We start from the raw sequence: 20172 nt of genomic DNA on the forward strand, positions 1-20172 counted from the left end.
ATTTAACCTCCTTGAACTATAATAGTTTTTAGTCTTTTAGACATTAATATTCTTCCTGCTATTATAAAAATAATTGTCCACATTAGCTGTATTCCGATAGCGAAAAAGATATCTTTTGGAAGCAGTGTTCCAATATAAAGACGCAAGGGAATATCTAGATATCCGGCAAAGGGTTGAAGAAGTAAAAAACCTTGCATAAATTTAGGCCAGAGCTGAAGAGGTAAATAAGTACCTGATAATACTCCGCCAATAAGCATCATGATATAGGTTGGTCCATCTCCCCAGGAGATGTTAAGGCGTATGGCACAGGTAAGCATTGCGTAGGAAGTACATAATAGTAATGCGATTAAAACGGATAAGAGCATACAAAAAAAGCCTAAAAATGATGCCGGCGCAGATAATCTGTATGAGGAGGGCATGAGCATGCCAAATATCAAAACAATTGAACCACGCCAAATTAGAGGAGTAAATCTTGAGGCTGCTGTTTTTGAAAACCAGTGAAAGTATAAATCTAGTGGACGGCACATTTCTATTCCAACATCACCATTTGTTATTTTACTTAGGATTTCGCTATCAATATTCATAGGCTGCATTAAAAAAAGTACTTGTGTTAACCAGGCATAGGATATTACCTGTTTAAGAGTAAGGGTTGCAATAGCTCCTGATTCTTTGTTGTTTGCATAGGTATAGAATATTGTATAAACCACCATTTCGATGAGTACCCAAAATATACTAGTAGTTGCTCCTGCAAGGCCAGCCATGCGATACTGAAAGCTTGAGGCAGTTTTTATTCTAAATAAAGAAAAGCAAGCTTTTATTGAGGCTTTTAATCTATCCTTTTTAGTCATCATAAGCACATCTCCTTATACATTGAAGCTATTATTTCATCTATATTTTCTTCTTCAATGGCAATATCCTTAAGTGGAAGTTTTTGTGCTAGGCGCTCAACCATGCTATGAGCAGCTATTTTTACAGGATCAAACATTACTGTCCAAGTATTTTCCTCTACCTTTATGCTTTCTGCCCCTTCAATCTGAAGCTCTTTTATATTTCCATCCATTGTTGCACGTATTCGTCTTAGTGGAGCGTATTTTTCTTTTAAGCCCTCTAGTTTACCATCATATAAAAGCTGACCATGTCCAACAACCATAACACGATTACATAAGGATTCGATATCATCCATATCATGAGTTGTAAGAATCATAGTAACGCCATTTTTACGATTCTCATTTTTTAGAAAATCTCTTAGGGCAAGTTTAGATACTGCATCAAGTCCAATTGTAGGTTCATCAAGGAAAAGTATTCGGGGGCTGTGTAATAATGCAGCGGCAATTTCACATCTCATGCGCTGACCTAGGGAGAGCTGCCTTACAGGTGTTTTAAGAAAAGTAGATATATCAAGGGTTTCAATAAGTTCAGTTAAACGTTTTGTATAATTTGCAGCAGGTATGTTATAGATATCCTTTAACAAATCAAAGGAATCGCTGACTGGAACATCCCACCAAAGCTGACTTCTTTGGCCAAACACCACACCTATTTGAGAAACATGGGCTACGCGTTCCTTCCAGGGTGTGCGTTTCATAATAGTGCAGCTACCGCTTTCAGGAGTTAATATTCCGCTCATAACTTTAACGGTTGTAGATTTTCCTGCGCCGTTGGGACCGATATAACCAACAAGCTCACCCTCATCAATATTAAAGCTTATTTCTTCAAGGGCTTTGATAATCTTTGTTTCACGGACAAAAGCCCCTTTAAGCATTCCCAATCTCCCTTTAGGTCTCTCGAAGACCTTAAAGGTTTTACATATGTTTTTTAGTTCAATTTGTGGCATTGCAAGTCACCTCCATATTTTCGTTTACTTATTAATATTAGCTTAGCAGCGGGAAAAATAAAAATATGTAAAGGACTATTGCCATAGCCTTCAAGAGAGTTGGAAATACCTTTCACATTTTTTCTTAAATTTTCATGAAATTTCTTGACAAGCTAAAGCTTTTAGGATAAGGTATATATATAGTTAGTGCTACATATATACCTTTGTTAACTATTGTCCAAAACAGAGGTTCTACCATAATTTAGTATTTAATCGGCAGTGGATATATTGAAATCTACTGCCGTTTTTATATTATTCACTTTCCAAATAAGTAACATTATTGATACATCAAGTTTATTTAGTTTATATCCTATTTTCTAGGTTAACTGGTCTATTATTTTTTAATATACTTTAAATCAGAAAATATCACCAAAGGAATTTTTATAAAAAAGTATCAATTGGAAGATTGTATAATAGAAAACAGCCTAAAACATGATATAAGATGCTTTAGGCTAGGAAATCTCAATTATATTTATTTCTTGATTTTTCACTTGTGAAGATGGACTGGATATGCATGTAACTATCACTTTATATTGTTAACATCCTTTAAAATTTTCTCAAGCTTTTCGATTGCTACAATTCGTTCATTACACTTCTTGCTATCTAAACATATATCAAAGCCTATTGACCTATAGGCACCTTTCCCAGTATTAGCTGTTTTACAGATAGGTGAAACAAAGGCTACTTCATTTTCCCAGCCTACACGATTGCAAAGCGTACATCTATGAGCGTTATTGGAATCGCAATTTGTAATTCTACATGCCATGCCTATAAGTTTACCATTCATATTGTAAGCTACAAATAATTTTCTAATGGATTCATCAATCCAACCTAAATATACATTCTTTGAATCCTGTGCATCTAGGTTTGGTAATTTAAATTTCTTTTCCTTTTTAAATAATCTACCAATTTGTTCATTTGTAACCTTTGGCATTCCATATACATATTCATTCAACTCAGCTAAATACTTATCAATGTGTAAGGGGTCACTTACTTTACTAATATCAAGTAGCTCTTTTTCTTCCTCGGATAAATTAGTAAAAAGATTTAATATTTTTTCGTGTATATATGCTTTAGTAGCTTCAATAATATTAGTATCTACACAAACCTTGTAAGTATTATTTAAATCATGTAAGCATTTTTTTATATAATTATAATGATGTTTTTTTATAAAAGCTTTCATAAAATCTAGCACCTCTTTCCAACCTGTGTTATTTTTATTATTGGTGTAAGTGAATATAACCTTAATACCAGCTTTATTTTCCATCAGTTCACAACAAAAAGATGATTATTATTACTCCAACTGAAAGTAACAATAATCATCCTGCTTTAAAACGTAATACATATTCTTGTATTATTTTAACAATTTCCTCTGGTAACACATCTTGTGCCTTTACATATTTCATTTCCTTGCTCCTTTATTCTTATCAAAGTATTAAAGCAAAGAATACAAAAAAAGCTATGTGTTACAGGGCCTAAAACATGTACGCATTGCAGCCAACTTAATAGTTTAGGCTCCAAACAAAGCATAGCTGACTTTGTTGTAGTCTTTGCAAGGAGCAAGCTGCTTTAGAGCTGAATGTATCACAGACCTTCATAAAAACACCCCCAATACGTTACGTATATTATATCATAATTAACGTAAAATTTAATTTAAATAATGCGTATTGACAAAAGATATTCCTCCTTATCATATAGCATGAGGAAATCCTTGTAGGATTATAAGAAAAAGATTATGTTTTACTGGATATTGTATCGTAATTATGTATTAGCATATAGGGATATTTATTAGGAAATAGGTACTGAAATTTCATATAAGTTTGTGTTATAATTTAAAAGTTAATTTATTTATATGATAAGAGTACGAGGTGATAGTAAATATGACCTATGAAAATAGAGTTAAGTATGATAAAGAGCTTTATGAAAATCTGAGAGTTGACTGCCAAAAGTGCTTTGGCTTTTGCTGTGTTGCATTGTATTTTTCAGCCTCTGAAGGGTTTCCAATAGATAAGGATGCAGGTAAACCCTGTATAAATTTACAATCTGATTTTAAGTGTGCTGTTCATAGAAATCTTAAAGATAAGGGCCTTAAAGGATGTACTGCCTATGATTGCTTTGGAGCAGGTCAAAGGGTTGCTCAAAGTACATACGGTGGACAAGATTGGAGAAGAAATCCAGAGACTGCAAAGCAAATGTTTGATGTGTTTTTAGTTATGAGAGGACTTCATGAAATGTTATGGTATTTAACAGAGGCACTTAGAATACAGTGCGATAGTAATATGCAAGAAAAGATTAGTTCTATGATAAGTGAAACGAGGAAGCTTACTGATTTGGATGCGGATTCATTGATAAGAATAGATTTAGTAGTGCACAGAAGCAAGGTTAACCCTCTACTTTCAAAGACTAGTGAGGCTTTGAGAGCTGAAGCCTGCAGAGGAAAAAAAACTGCCTTGAAGGCTAAGAAGAGGATTGCCGGAAGATTAGATTTTATTGGTGCAGACCTTAAAAAAATCAATCTAAAAGGAGAAGACTTGAGAGGGGCATTTCTTATTGCAGCTGACCTTAGAGGGGTGGATTTAAGCGGTGCGGATCTCATTGGAGCTGATTTGAGAGATGCAGATATAAGAGGGGCTAATCTCTCAAATAGCATATTTATTACACAAGGCCAGATTAATTCGGCTAAGGGAGACTCTAATACAAAGCTGCCCATATCCATAATCCGTCCTGCACACTGGGATAAATAATTCATTTGAGAATGTTTTGTTATGAATAAACCTGCTTTCTATAATCTGATGGAGAACAGTCCATATATTTTTTAAACATTCTACAAAAATGGGTTGTTTCATTAAAACCTACCCTGTACATAATTTCGGATATTGGAAGCATAGTATCTCTTAGCATTACAGCTGATAGTTTAATTCTCAATTTAATAAGATAATCTTTAATCGACATACCAGTTGAAGCGCGAAATTTTTCTGATAAGGTTGTTCTATTGATATGGAAGGTTTTTGTTAACTCTTCAATTGTAATTTTATTTTGATAGTTTGTATGTAGATATAAAATAATTTCATTTAAATCATCGGAAGCCTTAGGAAGATGAAATCTATCCTCTTCTTCAAAATTAGTATAGATGTATTGAATTAAAAATAATATTTCCAAAAAGAAGGAGCGGGAGCGACATGCCCAATAGTCACCTTTACATGGATTGGTCTCTTCATAGAGCATTTTATAAAGTTGAGAGATTCTTTTAAACATCATAAGTCCCATTTCAAAATATAAGCTTGTTTTTTCTGTACGATTAAGAAAGGGATTAAGATAAAAATAATCCTGTATGTATGTAAATTTATCAAAATTATTTATATTGTATATTTTTTCAAGGGTAAAGGAGCTATTAATTATGGTTGGGTCAAAGTATATAACTTGTGCCTTTACACCGCATTCCTTTTCAAGTACAACTATATCTTTTTCATTAAGACAAAACACAGAAGGGGACATAAATACAAAGGAATAGTTATTAACTTTTAATATTCCTGTACCTGCTTCAACTAAAATGATTCTAAACATTGAGTTATTTTCCTTAGAAAATGCATCTTCTAAGCTTATATATAGTGGAATAGCTACATTTGTAATGCTGTGTTTAGAATATAATGTCATAATATAACCCCCTATCTTTTACCTTAAATATTGTATTCTACAATATTTTAAATAATCCTTTTAATAAAAAGGCCGTTGGCATATAAAATGTCAACAGCCTTTAATTGTATCAAAAAGGATTTTTAAAGGTTAGATGGAATTATATTATAGCAAAAACTTTGGAAGTACATTAAAGAAGGAATTTATTTTATATAGTCTTTTACCATTCCTACCATATCTCCTATGGGTATATTTTGGTAGTTACTTGCAATTATCACTCTTATATCTTCATCCACTGCTCTGAGAATATAGCTTCTATATCCTGAGGCATTCCCATAATGCTCATAGCTTCTTTTTCCTTCTGAATCTTTATATGAGTACCACCCATAGCCATAAGAGCTTTGATTAGGAGTATAGATCTTATTATAGGACTCTTTGCTTATTAATTTTTCTTCTGTTAATGCTTTATCCCATAGGATCAAATCTTCTATGGTGGAGCAAAGTCCGGAAGATCCGAGCACTGGACCCACATTTAAAAAATTCCATGATTTTTCTGCTTTATCCTTGTTTTGACTTTGATATCCTATAGCTAAATTATTTAACTGACCATTTTCATCCTTGAATCCTGTATTCGCCATGCTAAGTGGTTTAAATATATTTTCATTAAAATATACATCTAAAGTTTTGCCTGAAAGCTTTTCTATTATATAGCCTAACAAAATATAACCTGTATTGCTATATTGAAAGCCTTTTCCTGGTGCAAAAGCAAGAGTAACATTCTCAGTGCTGCCTTCAATACCAAAGTTCTTATTTGATGGCCTGAATTTTCTAATATCAAACTGAAGAGAATGTTCAGGTAACCCAGAAGTATGGCTTAATAACTGATGAATAGTAATTTCATTGCCATGAGGAAAACTAGACAAATACTTATCAATTTTATCATTTACATCCAAAAGCTTCTTTTCTTGAAGCTGCATTACAGCAACTGCAGTAATTTGTTTTGTTAATGAGGCTATGTCAAACTTGGTTTGTTTTGTATTTTCAGTACCTTTCTCAAAATCAGCTTTACCATAGCCTTTATCCAAAAGTACATTGCCCTTTTTAGAGATAAACACATATCCGCTAAATCTATCAGGTCCTAATAAATCAGTAAATTCTTTGTCAAGTTTCTTTTTCACCTCTGTAAGATTCTGTTTTTCTAGAGAAACGGCTGTGCTCTTAGCATTATCTTTTGCTCCACAACCGGCAGTTGTCACCATAAGCAAAATACTAATTATTATAATTGCCATGCCTTTTTTCATAAAATTCTCCCCCTTTAAAAATAAAGCTATGCTTAAGTATAAGTTTAAGGTAAAGTTTAACATTACTTTATTTAAGCGCATAGGTAGTTTTAACAGTAGTATTAAGCTTTTTGACAATTTTTCAATTGTTACACATATTAAAGATAAAAATTTTATTTATCTATATAAAGAGTTCTATTTCATAGATAGGAAATTGGAAAATACAAATCACATTCACAGTAGTGCTTATTGCACTTTGCGTAGTTTATGTATTCAAATCTAAATTTCTCTCTTAGATCAAATTGAACTGTTGGCATCCAAGTGTTAAAAACATAGTTCCAGATTTCTGATAAATTCTTTGATGAGATTTCTTCTGGACGATGGAGCCCCATATAAGTAAAAACACCATATTTATGAGGAGACACACACTTCACTTTCATGTCTGGAGGAATAATGCTGTTTTCGCTTATTTGTATAGAAGATTGGTAGAGGGTATAGCTGCTTATTTCCTGGGGAATTGTAGTAAATCCAATATATACATCTTTTTCTATAGGATTGAACACTCGTAGACGATGGTTGTAAAAGAAGTCAACACCATATTTATTTGCTATTTGAGATTTCAAGTTTTCTTCAATATCCACATTGTATTCAAGTCCTGCAATTGAAAAGGTAGGCAATACGCTTATGGAGCGGAAAAATATAAGTCCTTCCCCTGAGCAATTCATAAAATCTGCATTAAACCTGTCTAGAATCTCTAAAGCGCAGGGGCTTCTTCGCCATTTTGCTGGGGTGGTTTTGAACTCCTCTTTAAAAACTCTGTTATAGGTTCGTTCACAGCCAAAAGAGTATTTTGAAGATATAAATTCAATACTATTCTGGTGATGGATTAAATCGCCTAAAGACAGGGCAATCCTTCTTCTTCGAACATATTCCATTAAGCCGGTAGAGGTGGCTCCCTTCCATATTCGCAGTAAATGAAATTTTGAAATATTCACATTCTCTGATATATTGTCAAGATTTAAGGACTCTAAAATATTATTTTCAATATATTCAGTGGTGTTTTTTATTATTTCCAATAAATAGTTATCCATATTTCTCAACTCCAGCAATTTTTGTCCTGTATTGATAAAAATGTACAAGTATAATTATACCATGACCTTAAAGATAGGAACAATTGTTTCTTTATTAAAGAAATTAAAGAAAGGATTTGAGAGTATGGATGATATACTACAGGCGGAATTAAAAGAGCGCTATAATGCTGCGGTAAATAGCTTTGTAAGTAAAATAAAGAGTGATCCTAATGTCATCGCAGTTATTGTCTGCGGCAGCCTTGCTTATGACTTGGTATGGGAAAAAAGCGATGTGGACATGACGGTGGTTATTCGGGATCAGGTTCTTAAGAATACTTCCTATTGTATTATAGAAGATGGTATAACAATCAATGTTGACCTCATGGTAAGAAGCCACTTTAAAAGAGGGCTAGAAAGAAACCTTGGAGGATCATTTTCCCAGTCATATTTCTCAAAAGGTAAAATTGTTTATACCACCGATGACAGTCTCTATGAGTATTTCGAGGATTTGAAAAATCTAGGCAGTGATGATATTGCCTTATCACTCTTTTACAAAGCCAGCATGCTTGTTGGCATATATGAGAAGTGTCAAAAGTGGTTAACTGTTAGAAAGGACCCGCTTTATGCGCAATATTTTCTTTTGAAGGCTGCGGAGGTTATTGCAGATATGGAACTATGCCTGAAGGGGGAACCGGCATCAAGGGAATCCATACAGAAAGCTCTAAAGCTGAATCCTGAGGCGATCACTCCTTTTTACCAAGTGGCAATGTCTCACCATTTTAGTGAAGAGGAGATTTCAAAAGCTATAGAAAGCATTGATAGATATTTAGAGCAGCACCTTGATATATTGAAGAAGCCAGTAATTGAATTTATGTCTGACGAGCAAGTTAAAACCAGTACTCTTATAGCTAAGCATTTTCATGTGCAAGGACATTTTATTGTGAATATATTTGACTATTTAGCAGAGAAAGGGGTTATTGAAAAGGTATCACAGACCATTCGTATAACGCCTAAAAGTAAGATGGCTGTGGAGGAGCTTGGTTATCTTTATATTCCTTAATATAGGATTTCTAACTTAACTAATAACTTATGATTCATGCATAAGTTAAGTTTCCATAAATAAAACCATCGAGTATAACTATAAAGTAGAGAGGAGAGGTAATATGTCTATTAGAACCAATATTGAAATATCAGGAGCGAAGCAGAATAATCTGAAGAACATATCTGTAGAGATTCCTAGAGATAAGCTGACCGTTATCACTGGTGTATCTGGATCAGGAAAATCCTCATTGGCCTTTGATGTTATTTATGGAGAAGGCCAGAGAAGATTCCTTGATTCTATTTCTACCTTTGCTAAAAGTCGTATAAGTCAGCTAAAAAAAGCTAAGGTGGACTATGTTCGCGGATTATCTCCTGTTATTGCCATCGAGCAGAAAAAAGGCAACAACAATCCCCGCTCAACAGTAGGTACTGTTACAGACATTAACGATTATATGAGATTACTGTTTTCTACAGCAGGTGTAGGAAGGTGTCCTGAATGTGGTGAGCCCCTTAAGCAGTTGTCAGCGGCACAGATTGCAGAACATATTTCAACCCTTCCAGAAGGTAAGGTTATTGAGCTTAGAGCACCCATATACAAGATATTTGGAGAAGATTATGATTATACCTTTCACACATTAAGAGAAAAAGGCTATAAAAATCTGCTGATTGACGGAGAGCCTTTTTCACTAGCTGAAAAAAGGGAGCTGGATGAGAACAAGACTTACAAAATAGAATTGATAATAGATCGTTTTACATTAAAGAAGGATACCTATATTCAACTTACAAAATCCATTGAGGCTGCTATGATTGCGCTGGATGAAGATATTATGATAAAGGTGGAGGTTATAGGGGGAGTAAATCCAGGATTCTATAAAGATTTCGGATGCAGAGAGCATCATTATTCCCTTTGTGAAATGCAACCCTTTCATTTCTCCTTTAATTCTCCTGCAAGTTCATGCCATACCTGCCTAGGTGTAGGGATGTCCTATGTTGTGGAACCACGTTTTTTAATTGTTGCACCGGAAAAAAGTATAAACAAGGGAGCTCTGAAAAACACAGTGTTTAATCCATCGGGCAAAGATAGCTACCGTACGGTAATGATGTATAGTCTATCTCAAAAATATGACTTTAGTCTTGATACACCCTTTAAAGATCTTCCAAAGCATATTCATGAGCTTCTCTTCTATGGGACAAAGGGAGAAGTTGTAGAAATGCTTCAACCACCTTTTTCTAATAAGAGGAATTGGTTAACTGGAAAGGCTAGGCCCTTTAGAGGTTTTGTTTATGAACTAGAGAGTTGGTATAAGCATTACATAAGAAAGACGTCCACCAGTGAGGCTTTTGAACCCAATTTTATTAAAGAGTGCATGATAGAAAAGATATGCCCTGAATGCCAGGGGGCTAGACTAAAAAGACAAAGGCTACAGGTTACCGTTGGTGGGAAAAATATAGATCAGCTAAGCAGAATGCAGCTGCCAGAGCTATTAGAGTTTTTACAATCTTTAAGCTTTGGTGAAGATATCGAGGAAGTTGCCAGTACCATTATCCGTGAAATAAGCGCCAGGCTAAAGCTTTTAATTGACATTGGACTTTATTACATCAGCCTTGGCAGAAGAAGTGATAGCATTTCAGGTGGCGAGATGCAAAGAATTAAGATGTCCACACAAATTAGTAGTGAGCTTATGGGCATGCTATATGTAATGGATGAGCCTAGTATTGGACTCCACCCACGAGATTCTATGAAAGTAATAGATACAATGAAAAAGCTGAGGGACATAGGAAATACTGTTATTGTGGTGGAGCATGATATGGATACTATAAAGAGTGCAGACCACATCATAGAAATAGGGCCAGGTCCCGGTGTACATGGTGGTAATATAGTAGCCTCTGGTAGGGTTGAAGATATTATGGGTGAACCTGAATCCATAACCGGTAAGTATTTGTCTGGCGAAGCCCATATACCTGTACCGAAGCAGCGAAGGAATCTAGGGGATACTTTCTTGTCTATTCAGGGCGCAAGGGAGAATAACTTAAAGAATGTAGACCTTGATATACCTCTAGGTGTCTTTATCTGTGTTACGGGAGTGTCAGGCTCTGGTAAAAGTTCATTGATTAATGAGATACTTTATAAGCAGCTTAAGGTTAATAAAACAGGGGCTAGGATTGTTTCCGGAGAGCATGATTTTGTTTTCGGAGCTGAATTACTAAATAACGTAATAAACATTGACCAGTCTCCCATTGGCAGAAACAGCAAATCCAATCCGGCAACCTATATAGGTATCTATGACAAGATACGTGAAATCTTTACAATGCAGCCTGAAGCGGTGGCTCGCGGCTATAGGGAGATAGATTTCAGTTTAACCCATGCTAATGGAACCAGATGTGAACATTGTGGTGGTGATGGAATCATAGTTACAAACCTTCAGTTCATGGCAGATATTGAAACCATATGTCCTGTGTGTAAAGGCATGCGTTTTTCCAATGAAGGTCTTGAGATTAAATATAAGGACAAAAGCATTGCAGATGTACTAGAAATGACTGTGGAAGAAGCGTTGGATTTCTTTAAGGAACATAAGTATCTAAAGCACAAGCTAGAAATCATTAATGAGTTAGGGTTAGGATATATGCGCCTTGGTCAAAGTTCAACAACTCTGTCTGGCGGCGAAGCTCAAAGAGTAAAGCTAGCCTATGAGCTGTCAAAGATCAAGAGGGGAGCACATAACTTATATATTCTGGATGAACCAACTACAGGCCTTCATCTTTCAGATATTCAAAAGCTGATAGACTGCTTAAGCAAGCTTGTTGACAAGGGACATACGGTATTGGTTATTGAGCATCATCTAGACGTGATCAAATCCGCAGACTATATCATAGATATGGGACCAGAAGGAGGTAACGGAGGCGGACATGTAGTGGCAGAGGGCACTCCTGAACAGGTGGCAAAGGTTAAAGCTTCATATACGGGAAAATTTTTACGAGAAGTTCTTGAATGATATGTTGTAGCAAGAGGACGTTTCCAGTGCCATATGTGGCATTGGAAACGTCCCCTTGCCACTTGGACCTTTTGGGAAAAGGCTTGTTTATATGTTCAATAGTCTGATAAGATAAATATATGGATGTTAAATATTAGAATTAATATATTATTATGCAAATAAGTTTATGGGGTGAGGATGTTGGATAATAATGATGAATTCCAGAAGAGTCTTCATAAGGTACTTAATGCTGGATCTCTTAAGGATGTATTTGATTATATGGAAGAGAATGTAGTTAGTTTTTTCTCAACACCAAATATTTTCAAGTATTACCATATGCTTAAGAATATAGATATATCAACTTCAAGTAAAATGATGCCTGTACTTACTAAAGCTTGGTTAGCCTTTTTAAGTGGAGACAATGCAGGATTTACAGCAACTGTAAAGTATATTGATGAAGCAGAGCTTAGAGGATGCTATGAAAACTCCTTCTATTACTCTCTAAAAGCATTGACAGGGTTTTCTATAGACCATATGGAAAGACTTAAATATGCAAAACTATCTATTGATATCCTTCCAAAGGATGATAAGGGGCTTTTTATGGCAAATGCAAAGCTTACATATGGACAGATACTTTCTGGTTTTGATAAATATCGTGATGCTGCACAAATGTTTGATGAATCATTTCAAATATTTAAATTATTAGATATGTTTTTTCTTGCAGTGGTAGCCTTTGTGAATAAGGCCCTTAATAAATATAAACTAGGAGAGGTTTCTTATGTTATAGATGAATGTAATAAAATGCTAGTTACCTATGCCAGTTATAAAGAAGAGATTCAAGATTATTGGAATATAATACATCTACCATTAGGTATGTGCTATTTTGATTTAAATAAACCTAATCTTGCTATTCATCATTTAAAACTTGCCAAGTCAAGCATTGATAAAATGAATTTACTTCATATGCATGGGATAACTGAGCTTTATCTGTTTAAAGCATATTTTATTCTTAATGATAAAACTGGTATGGAGGATATTCTTAAACAATCAGAGAGTGACTTTGGAAAGATGCATTATACTATGACTGATTTACTTCTTTCAATGTTTAGGATAATGTGCTGCAAAGAAGAGAATAAAAAATTAATTCAGCCTGATATTGAAAGATTTGAAGTTGAATATATGAAGGGCGGAGAAAAAAGTCCGTTTATACTTCTTGAAACTCTTGGCTATTTAAAGCTAAAGGGATATAGCGATTTGATTACAATAGATGATATATTAGAGAGCTTAAAAAAATTACGTTTTATTGGTCTTGTATCATATATTCAGATGTTTTTAGTTCTACTAGCTGAAATTCATTTTATTGAGGATAAACAAAGGGAAACTGAATTATGTCTCAAGGAAGCTGTATCTATTTACAAGGAGTACGGTATAAGTGCTAATTTTTATATGTTCCCTATGAAATCCGTTGATCTTTTAAAAACCATTGACAAGAAATTGTATAAAATTTTGGAGAATAAGTACATTTCAAAGGAGGTTGGCTATCAGGAGTCTTTACTTTCAATAAGAGAGAAAGAAATTATGCAGCACATTGCCTTAGGAAAGAGTAATGATGAAATAAGTAAAACACTTTTTATCAGTGTTGGCACTGTAAAGTGGCATATAAACCATATTTTCAGCAAGCTCCAAGTAAAGAACAGAGTGCAGGCAATTGATAAAGCAAAAACCCTAGGAGAGATTTCTTAAACCACACCAATATTAAATAACATCTTACAGTATAACTAAAAACCTAACCTGAGCCCTAACCTAGGTTAGGCTTTTTTTGGGTTTTTCTAGTGTAAAATGTAGATATAATATTTCAGGAGGTTCTGCTTATGGAGACATTACAAAGTCATTACCATCAATGGTGGGGAGTATTATTTTTTACTATTGTTTACTCAATAGCGCTGCTATTTATACCCTTTTATAAGAAAATGGATAGAAAGCCTGCTACAGCTTATTTTGCTTTTATTCTTGCCTTTGCAATAGAAATGCATGGCATTCCTATGAGTATGTATCTTATTTCATGGATAATTGGAAAGAACTTACCAGAAGGGGTTTTATGGGGTCACACTCTTTTTAGCAAAATAGGATATACTGGTATGTATTTAAATATACTATGTGCAGTAGTTTCATTATTGCTTATCAGTAATGGATGGTACAACATATATCATAAATACTGGTCAAAGGAAGGCGGAAAGGGCAAGGTGGTAAAAACAGGGATATATAAATATATTCGTCATCCTCAATATACGGGATTTATACTTTTGACTATAGGAATGATTCTTGAATGGGCAACACTACCAATGCTTATTATGTGGCCCTTTGTAGTATGGATGTACTACAAACTTGCAAAAAAAGAAGAAAAAAATATGATTGAAGAATTTGGGGAAGAATATATCATGTACATGAAGAAGACTAAAATGTTTATTCCATTCATACTATGATTTACTATAAATAAGAAAAGAATTAAGTGAAAACTAAGGAGGACTGAGTCCTGTATCATGCAGAGCTCAATCCATCTTAGTTGACTAGTTAAATATGTCTAAATTTTGAGATTAAATTGGCTTTGCAAAGTCGTCTTTTCCGCTATTTGATAAATTCTCCAGCTTAACTCTCAAATTTACCATCCAATCAGGCTCATTGTCCCATTTTTCTTCTACGGAGCGAAGCACACGCACATACCCATATAAATCAGCGTATCTTCTGAAAACAGGCAATAATTTAAGCATATCATCAGAAAAATCATACTCTGAGCGATAACCATTAATGAATTGATTTATAGCAGACTCCACTTGCTCTTCTGGTATATCTTCTTTTATGCTGTCTAAGGATTGCTCAACATCCATTGCGTACCAATGATACATTGCATCATCAAAATCTATGGGTGTATGGTTTTTTGTAATATCATCATAAAATACATTGTCAGGTTCGAAGTCGTAATGAATAAGTCCAAAGTTTTCTTTTGTAGCTGGTAGCTTTGAAAAGTAATCTTTAAGTATAGTTAACTCGCTTTTAGCGGCAACCTCATCTGGAAAAGCTGATAACACATCTTCCATCCAGTTCATTGTTTCTTTCCAATCATCACGTCTATTGTTTGCTGGGCCATATTCACTGCTCAATTTATGCAATTTTCCTAAAGATTTACCTAATCCGAAGATTATATCCTCTGTCAAAGTTACTCCTGATATTTGCTTACCAGATGCCTTTTTAAATGCAACAGCATAATAGATTCCCCAAGGGGTATTTACTGCTTCAAGTTCCTTGCCGGCTTTAGATAATATAGTTTCTACTGCAGGGTAGCCATTATTTCTTAAATAGGTTAAAAACTCAAGCTCAGCAAGTATTTTTTCTTTGTTTTTTTCTTCAGCAGGTGCAAATCGAAGAAAAAAAGTATTGCCTTGATACTTACACCAATAAACTGCATTGGAGGAAATTCTATAATACTTTAGAAAATTAGGGTCATCATAATCATACTCCCAATTATTAAGGATCATATTGGCTAAATCTTTATTATCAAATAAATATTTTAATTTTAACATTCAACATACCTCACTTCTTATAAATTTTATTTATTCTACTTCCTGTTGTAACCCAATCTTAAGTTTACTGAGATTTTAAAGCCTAATATGTATTTGAAATAGAGTTACTATGAAGTTTTGAAGAAATTAGCTTAAAAAAGTATATAAAAATACCACAGTAAAATTAACCTACTGCGGAATACCTAATATTTGGGCACAAAAAATACACGATAACCTGTACCGTGCACTTTAATACTATATATTAAGGCTGAAAGGTTAAATTAAAGTTGTTCAAAAGGCAAAACAAATAAAGAGTATACAAGGTACCCTTAAAAAACTCCTTTTGAACCTATATGCAATTATTTTAAGACCACCTCATGTAACTTTTGCATATAAAAAATTCACTCCCTTCGCCTAAATTTTACTATTAAGCTTTAATTATAATGTAGCATATGATTACTGAAAATACAATAGCAGGGATATTATAGAAAAATGTTGACAGATATTTTCCAAAGGCATATATTAGTAATAGGTAACTAGTTACCTATTAAGGAGATGGTAAAATGATGAAAAAGAAAGCATATATATTTGGAGCTATATTTTTTCTTTCTAATAGAATACAAAACGCAGGAGATAAGTTGTTTTCTGAAATCACAACTAAACAATGGTTTTTATTAATCTCCATAATAAGAAGTGGAATTGAAAATCCAACTCTTACTGAGGTTTCAAAAATTATTGGATATAGTAGGCAAAACGTAAAGAAGCTTGCATTGCATTTAGAGAAAGTGGGATTTGTAGAGCTTCAAAAGGATGTTAATGATAGTAGAGCCTTAAGAATTAATTTAACAGAAAGGTGCCTTTCTTATTTGGAAAGTAGACAAAGTAGAGAAGAAGAATTTCTTGAAAGTTTATATGATGGATTAAGTGATGATGAAATAGGTGATATGTTTTCAACTATGAAGAAGCTTGAAAAAAACATATTAAATTTTGATTAGAGAGGGGAGTGTTATATGAAAAAAGGGGGGAAAAGAAAAATGATTTTAATTAGCATATTATTAGTAGTTGGGGGAATTATTATATATTTAATGATTCCGTATTCACCAGTAAAAAAGGAATATTGGAACAATATTAAAAAGTTTAGTGAAGAGTATAGGCTGCCAAAGGATAAAATTACAGAGGATGATTTAAAGATATTACCTGAAGTATTACAGAAGTATTTTATTAAAAATGGCTATATAGGCATAGAGAGTGCAAGTGCTGTAATATTTAATTTTAAGGATGTTGATTTTTCCATGGGTGTTGGCAAACCTACATTGAAAATTGACTATATGGCATATGATTTTGTAAAAGAGCCCACTAGACTGGCTTTAATAGACTCAAAAATGTACGGAATACCATTCCAGGGGATTGATATGTGTAAAGATGGAAGAGGCTCTATGAAAGGCGTTGTTGCAAAACATATAACTTTATTTAACAATTCCTTTGATATTATAGATTCGGCTTATTTATCTGAATGCCTAATGCATCCTAGCCTTGCTCTTCAAGAAAAAATTAAATATAAACAAATCGATGAATATAGTGTAGAAGCAACAATAGAAAAGAACGGTGCAGAAACTAGTGGAATTTTCTATTTTAATAAAAATTATGAGATGACAAGTTTTGTAGTTGATAAAAGACTATGTGCTGAGACTAACACCTATGAAAAATGGTCTGCTATTGCAATGGATTATAAAGTAATCAACGGAATTAATGTACCAACAAAATTTCAAGCAGTATGGAATTATAGTAGTGGAGATTTTATTTACTTTAATAGTACTGATATGAAAATATCTTATCAGTAGAAATATATCAATGTAAAAACCGCACCTATAACTGATATGGAGAAGCGTGCCACAAATAAGTGAACTTTTTTAATAAGTAACACTATTAATGTTAATAGTCCTATTAAAAGTAAACTAAAGACAAACTTTACTTGAAAATCAGAATAAAAATATATATAATTAATAAAATGATATATAGCAAAAACAGCGATTATAAAAGCTACGATTTATAAATTTCTTCAGAGAGCCGATGGTTGGTGAGAGTCGGTGAAAGAATAAATCCTTCCACTTTTGGAGCTGTCGGTGATGAATCGAAAGGTTAGTAACCTTTATTTTACTAAAGTAGAGTGGCTGGTTTTTATTATTTACCAGCAATTTGGGTGGCAACGCGGATTCCTTCCGTCCCATTTACAGGGAAACAACGGTGAAACTTAACTTGTGCATACTCCAAAATGGCAGCTTTAAGCCATTAGGGTGCATGTATAAATTAATAGTTGAACTTGTTTCTCTATATGGGATGGAGGTTTTTTTATTTTGATTTTAATTAATAATAATATATATATTTTATGAGGAGGAAAAAATATGTTAGATTTAAGATTTGTAAGGGAAAATCCCGAAATTGTTAAGGAAAACATAAAAAATAAGTTTCAACATAATAAGCTAGATCTAGTAGATGAAGTAATAGCTTTGGATGTTGAGCTAAGAAATGCAAAGCACGAGGCAGAAGCCCTAAGAGCTAATAAAAATAAGATTTCAAAGCAGATTGGTGCATTAATGGCTCAAGGAAAAAAGGAAGAAGCAGAGGGGATGAAGAGGCAAGTAACTGCGGATTCTGAACATTTAGCTCAGCTAGAAATAAAAGAAGCTGAATTAGAGAAAAAAGTTAAAAATATTATGATGGTAATTCCAAATATAATTGATCCTAGTGTTCCTATTGGTAAGGATGATAGTGAAAATGTAGAGGTAGAGCGTTACGGTGAGCCTTTTGTACCTGATTTTGAGGTTCCATATCATGCTGAAATCATGGAAAAGCTAAGTGGTATTGATCTGGATAGCGCTAGAAAGGTTGCTGGTAATGGCTTTTACTACTTATTAGGTAATGTGGCTAGACTTCATTCTGCAGTGATTTCTTATGCAAGAGACTTCATGATAAATCGTGGCTTTACATATTGCATTCCGCCTTTTATGATTCGCAGCGAGGTTGTAACTGGTGTTATGAGCTTTGCAGAGATGGATGCTATGATGTATAAAATCGAAGGGGAAGATCTATATTTGATTGGAACTAGTGAGCATTCCATGATTGGTAAATTTATAGACACAATATTGCCAGAAGCTTCTCTACCTCAAACTTACACTAGCTATTCACCTTGCTTTAGAAAGGAAAAAGGAGCTCACGGTTTGGAAGAAAGAGGGGTATATAGGATTCATCAGTTTGAAAAGCAGGAAATGATCGTCCTATGTAAACCAGAAGAAAGCATGATGTGGTTTGATAAGTTGTGGAAAGATACAGTAGATTTATTCCGCTCTTTAGATATACCAGTAAGGACTTTAGAGTGCTGCTCAGGGGACTTAGCAGATTTAAAAGTAAAATCAATAGATGTGGAAGCTTGGTCTCCTAGACAGAAAAAATATTTTGAAGTGGGAAGCTGCTCAAACTTAGGAGACGCACAAGCACGCCGTCTAAAAATCCGTGTAGATGGTGAAAAGGGTAAATATTTTGCTCATACACTAAATAATACTGTAGTAGCACCTCCAAGAATGTTGATTGCCTTTTTAGAGAATAACTTAAATGAGGATGGTTCTGTGAATATTCCTGTTGCATTACAACCATATATGGGTGGTATGACAGTGATTAAATAATAATAACAGCAGCGTATTCAATTTTAAATTTGATGCGCTGCTTGGAATATAATACAATATAGAGAAAGCTAGGCAAGATGGAAAGATGAACAAAGAAATTTTAGATAAGCTAAAACAACTTACACAGGAAGAATTGGATATTGTACACGGAAGAAATGAAATTAACAAGGAATTATATATGAGTTCACAGGCATCAATAGTGGACAGTAAGAAACTTTTAGACAGCGGTAAGCTCATTGAGATTAGAATACATACTCGGTTCATTCATTTCCCCAAACACACACATAATTATGTAGAGGTTGTATATATGTGTGAAGGGCATACGGAGCATATTATTAACGGGGATAAGGTTAAACTTAATAAAGGTGAGCTTCTTTTCCTCAATCAGAATGCCACCCAAGAAATTCTTCCTGCAGGCGAGAATGACATTGCGGTGAACTTTATCATCCTCCCCGAATTCTTTGACCAATCACTAAAAATGATCGGTGAGGAAGAGAATATGGTGAGGAGTTTTATTATAGGATGTCTCAGAGGTAATGACTATGATATTGGATACCTGCATTTTAAAGTTACAGATATCCTGCCTATACAAAATCTTGTTGAGAATCTTATATGGACGCTTATCAATAATCAGCAGAATAAGCGGAGTATTAATCAAGTTACAATGGGACTATTATTTTTACAACTTATGAATCATACAGACAAAGTCACCGCAGGAAAAAATCACTTTGAACATGAACTGATGCTCACTGTACTCAGGTTTATAGAGGAACACTATAAAGACGGTGAATTATCAAGTCTCGCAGAGAAATTACATTACGATTTATATTGGCTGAGCAGAGTGACTAAGAAGCTTACAGGAAAAACTTATACTGATCTTGTGCAAACAAAGCGTCTAAATCAAGCTGCTTTTTTACTGATTAATACAAATATGTCTGTAGCTGATGTGGGCTATGCTGTAGGTTATAATAATTTAAGCTACTTCCACCGCATTTTCAAAAGCAGGTATGTAGTTTCACCAAAGCAATATAGATTATCGCAAAATAAAATAAAATAGTTTTGCAAATAA

General features: G+C 33.9%; 16 protein-coding genes and 1 other annotated feature. Of the genes, 9 read left to right on the forward strand and 7 right to left on the reverse strand.

Translation table 11 applies throughout. From position 1 onward, the window contains the following. Window positions 1-2: 2 nt before the first annotated feature. The 3 genes from BN2665_RS05870 to BN2665_RS05880 form a co-directional block, all read right to left on the reverse strand. Window positions 3-851, reverse strand: coding sequence for an ABC transporter permease (locus BN2665_RS05870; RefSeq protein WP_055666182.1), 849 nt, complete (start codon window positions 849-851; stop codon window positions 3-5). Then, window positions 848-1831 carry an ABC transporter ATP-binding protein gene (locus BN2665_RS05875; protein ID WP_055666183.1) on the reverse strand — a complete coding sequence of 328 codons (984 nt, stop codon included), beginning with the start codon at window positions 1829-1831 and terminating at the stop codon, window positions 848-850. Before BN2665_RS05875 ends, BN2665_RS05870 begins: the two co-directional genes overlap by 4 nt. A gap of 562 nt (window positions 1832-2393) precedes the next feature. Next, on the reverse strand, window positions 2394-3053 hold the full coding sequence (locus tag BN2665_RS05880; protein WP_055666382.1) for a FusB/FusC family EF-G-binding protein: 660 nt from the start codon (window positions 3051-3053) through the stop codon (window positions 2394-2396). 697 nt (window positions 3054-3750) lie between these two features. Here BN2665_RS05880 and BN2665_RS05885 point away from each other — a divergent pair. Next, window positions 3751-4614 (forward strand): pentapeptide repeat-containing protein, encoded by an 864-nt coding sequence (locus tag BN2665_RS05885; protein WP_055666184.1) that lies wholly within the window; start codon window positions 3751-3753, stop codon window positions 4612-4614. Window positions 4615-4633: 19 nt separating this feature from the next. Here BN2665_RS05885 and BN2665_RS05890 read toward each other — a convergent pair whose 3' ends face one another. From BN2665_RS05890 to BN2665_RS05900, 3 genes are all read right to left on the reverse strand, one after another. Beyond that, entirely contained in the window at window positions 4634-5524 is an 891-nt protein-coding gene (locus BN2665_RS05890; RefSeq protein WP_055666185.1) for an AraC family transcriptional regulator, read from the reverse strand. 182 nt (window positions 5525-5706) lie between these two features. Then, complete coding sequence (locus BN2665_RS05895; RefSeq protein ID WP_055666186.1) at window positions 5707-6804, reverse strand: serine hydrolase domain-containing protein; 1098 nt, start codon at window positions 6802-6804, stop codon at window positions 5707-5709. A gap of 179 nt (window positions 6805-6983) precedes the next feature. Continuing rightward, a complete protein-coding gene (locus BN2665_RS05900) occupies window positions 6984-7874 on the reverse strand; it encodes a helix-turn-helix domain-containing protein (protein WP_055666187.1) in 891 nt (296 codons plus the stop codon). A gap of 124 nt (window positions 7875-7998) precedes the next feature. Here BN2665_RS05900 and BN2665_RS05905 point away from each other — a divergent pair, with 124 nt between their 5' ends. From BN2665_RS05905 to BN2665_RS05920, 4 genes are all read left to right on the forward strand, one after another. Next, window positions 7999-8913 (forward strand): nucleotidyltransferase, encoded by a 915-nt coding sequence (locus BN2665_RS05905; RefSeq protein ID WP_055666383.1) that lies wholly within the window; start codon window positions 7999-8001, stop codon window positions 8911-8913. A gap of 103 nt (window positions 8914-9016) precedes the next feature. Continuing rightward, complete coding sequence (uvrA, locus tag BN2665_RS05910; RefSeq protein WP_055666188.1) at window positions 9017-11887, forward strand: excinuclease ABC subunit UvrA; 2871 nt, start codon at window positions 9017-9019, stop codon at window positions 11885-11887. A gap of 177 nt (window positions 11888-12064) precedes the next feature. Then, window positions 12065-13609, forward strand: coding sequence for a response regulator transcription factor (locus BN2665_RS05915; protein WP_055666189.1), 1545 nt, complete (start codon window positions 12065-12067; stop codon window positions 13607-13609). A gap of 128 nt (window positions 13610-13737) precedes the next feature. Further along, window positions 13738-14349 (forward strand): methyltransferase family protein, encoded by a 612-nt coding sequence (locus BN2665_RS05920; RefSeq protein ID WP_055666190.1) that lies wholly within the window; start codon window positions 13738-13740, stop codon window positions 14347-14349. A 111-nt stretch (window positions 14350-14460) separates the two neighbouring features. Here BN2665_RS05920 and BN2665_RS05925 read toward each other — a convergent pair whose 3' ends face one another. After that, the gene (locus BN2665_RS05925) at window positions 14461-15444 is read right to left on the reverse strand and encodes a phosphotransferase enzyme family protein (RefSeq protein WP_055666191.1); all 984 of its coding nucleotides are present in this window, start codon (window positions 15442-15444) and stop codon (window positions 14461-14463) included. Between the two features lie 542 nt (window positions 15445-15986). On the opposite strand from BN2665_RS05925, the gene BN2665_RS05930 reads away from it, so the two are divergent. The 4 genes from BN2665_RS05930 (at window position 15987) to BN2665_RS05945 (ending at window position 20160) form a co-directional block, all read left to right on the forward strand. Next, window positions 15987-16418: a MarR family winged helix-turn-helix transcriptional regulator gene (locus BN2665_RS05930; RefSeq protein WP_055666192.1), complete on the forward strand. Its 432-nt coding sequence runs from the start codon at window positions 15987-15989 to the stop codon at window positions 16416-16418. A 39-nt stretch (window positions 16419-16457) separates the two neighbouring features. After that, on the forward strand, window positions 16458-17264 hold the full coding sequence (locus BN2665_RS05935) for a DUF6544 family protein (protein ID WP_154674873.1): 807 nt from the start codon (window positions 16458-16460) through the stop codon (window positions 17262-17264). Between the two features lie 180 nt (window positions 17265-17444). Continuing rightward, window positions 17445-17653: a binding site (T-box leader), on the forward strand. A 172-nt stretch (window positions 17654-17825) separates the two neighbouring features. Then, window positions 17826-19103, forward strand: coding sequence for a serine--tRNA ligase (serS, locus tag BN2665_RS05940; protein WP_055666194.1), 1278 nt, complete (start codon window positions 17826-17828; stop codon window positions 19101-19103). Between the two features lie 85 nt (window positions 19104-19188). Continuing rightward, window positions 19189-20160 carry an AraC family transcriptional regulator gene (locus tag BN2665_RS05945; protein ID WP_055666195.1) on the forward strand — a complete coding sequence of 324 codons (972 nt, stop codon included), beginning with the start codon at window positions 19189-19191 and terminating at the stop codon, window positions 20158-20160. The last annotated feature ends 12 nt before the right edge of the window (window positions 20161-20172 follow it).

Source organism: Desnuesiella massiliensis, assembly GCF_001403615.1.
Taxonomy (GTDB): Bacteria; Bacillota; Clostridia; order Clostridiales; family Clostridiaceae; genus Desnuesiella; species Desnuesiella massiliensis.

Coding starts and splice junctions, on each gene's coding strand:
- BN2665_RS05870 (WP_055666182.1), bottom strand. CDS start 851: ATGATGACTAAAAAGGATAGATTAAAAGCCTCAATAAAAGCTTGCTTT.
- BN2665_RS05875 (WP_055666183.1), bottom strand. CDS start 1,831: ATGCCACAAATTGAACTAAAAAACATATGTAAAACCTTTAAGGTCTTC.
- BN2665_RS05880 (WP_055666382.1), bottom strand. CDS start 3,053: ATGAAAGCTTTTATAAAAAAACATCATTATAATTATATAAAAAAATGC.
- BN2665_RS05885 (WP_055666184.1), top strand. CDS start 3,751: ATGACCTATGAAAATAGAGTTAAGTATGATAAAGAGCTTTATGAAAAT.
- BN2665_RS05890 (WP_055666185.1), bottom strand. CDS start 5,524: ATGACATTATATTCTAAACACAGCATTACAAATGTAGCTATTCCACTA.
- BN2665_RS05895 (WP_055666186.1), bottom strand. CDS start 6,804: ATGAAAAAAGGCATGGCAATTATAATAATTAGTATTTTGCTTATGGTG.
- BN2665_RS05900 (WP_055666187.1), bottom strand. CDS start 7,874: ATGGATAACTATTTATTGGAAATAATAAAAAACACCACTGAATATATT.
- BN2665_RS05905 (WP_055666383.1), top strand. CDS start 7,999: ATGGATGATATACTACAGGCGGAATTAAAAGAGCGCTATAATGCTGCG.
- uvrA (WP_055666188.1), top strand. CDS start 9,017: ATGTCTATTAGAACCAATATTGAAATATCAGGAGCGAAGCAGAATAAT.
- BN2665_RS05915 (WP_055666189.1), top strand. CDS start 12,065: ATGTTGGATAATAATGATGAATTCCAGAAGAGTCTTCATAAGGTACTT.
- BN2665_RS05920 (WP_055666190.1), top strand. CDS start 13,738: ATGGAGACATTACAAAGTCATTACCATCAATGGTGGGGAGTATTATTT.
- BN2665_RS05925 (WP_055666191.1), bottom strand. CDS start 15,444: ATGTTAAAATTAAAATATTTATTTGATAATAAAGATTTAGCCAATATG.
- BN2665_RS05930 (WP_055666192.1), top strand. CDS start 15,987: ATGATGAAAAAGAAAGCATATATATTTGGAGCTATATTTTTTCTTTCT.
- BN2665_RS05935 (WP_154674873.1), top strand. CDS start 16,458: ATGATTTTAATTAGCATATTATTAGTAGTTGGGGGAATTATTATATAT.
- serS (WP_055666194.1), top strand. CDS start 17,826: ATGTTAGATTTAAGATTTGTAAGGGAAAATCCCGAAATTGTTAAGGAA.
- BN2665_RS05945 (WP_055666195.1), top strand. CDS start 19,189: ATGAACAAAGAAATTTTAGATAAGCTAAAACAACTTACACAGGAAGAA.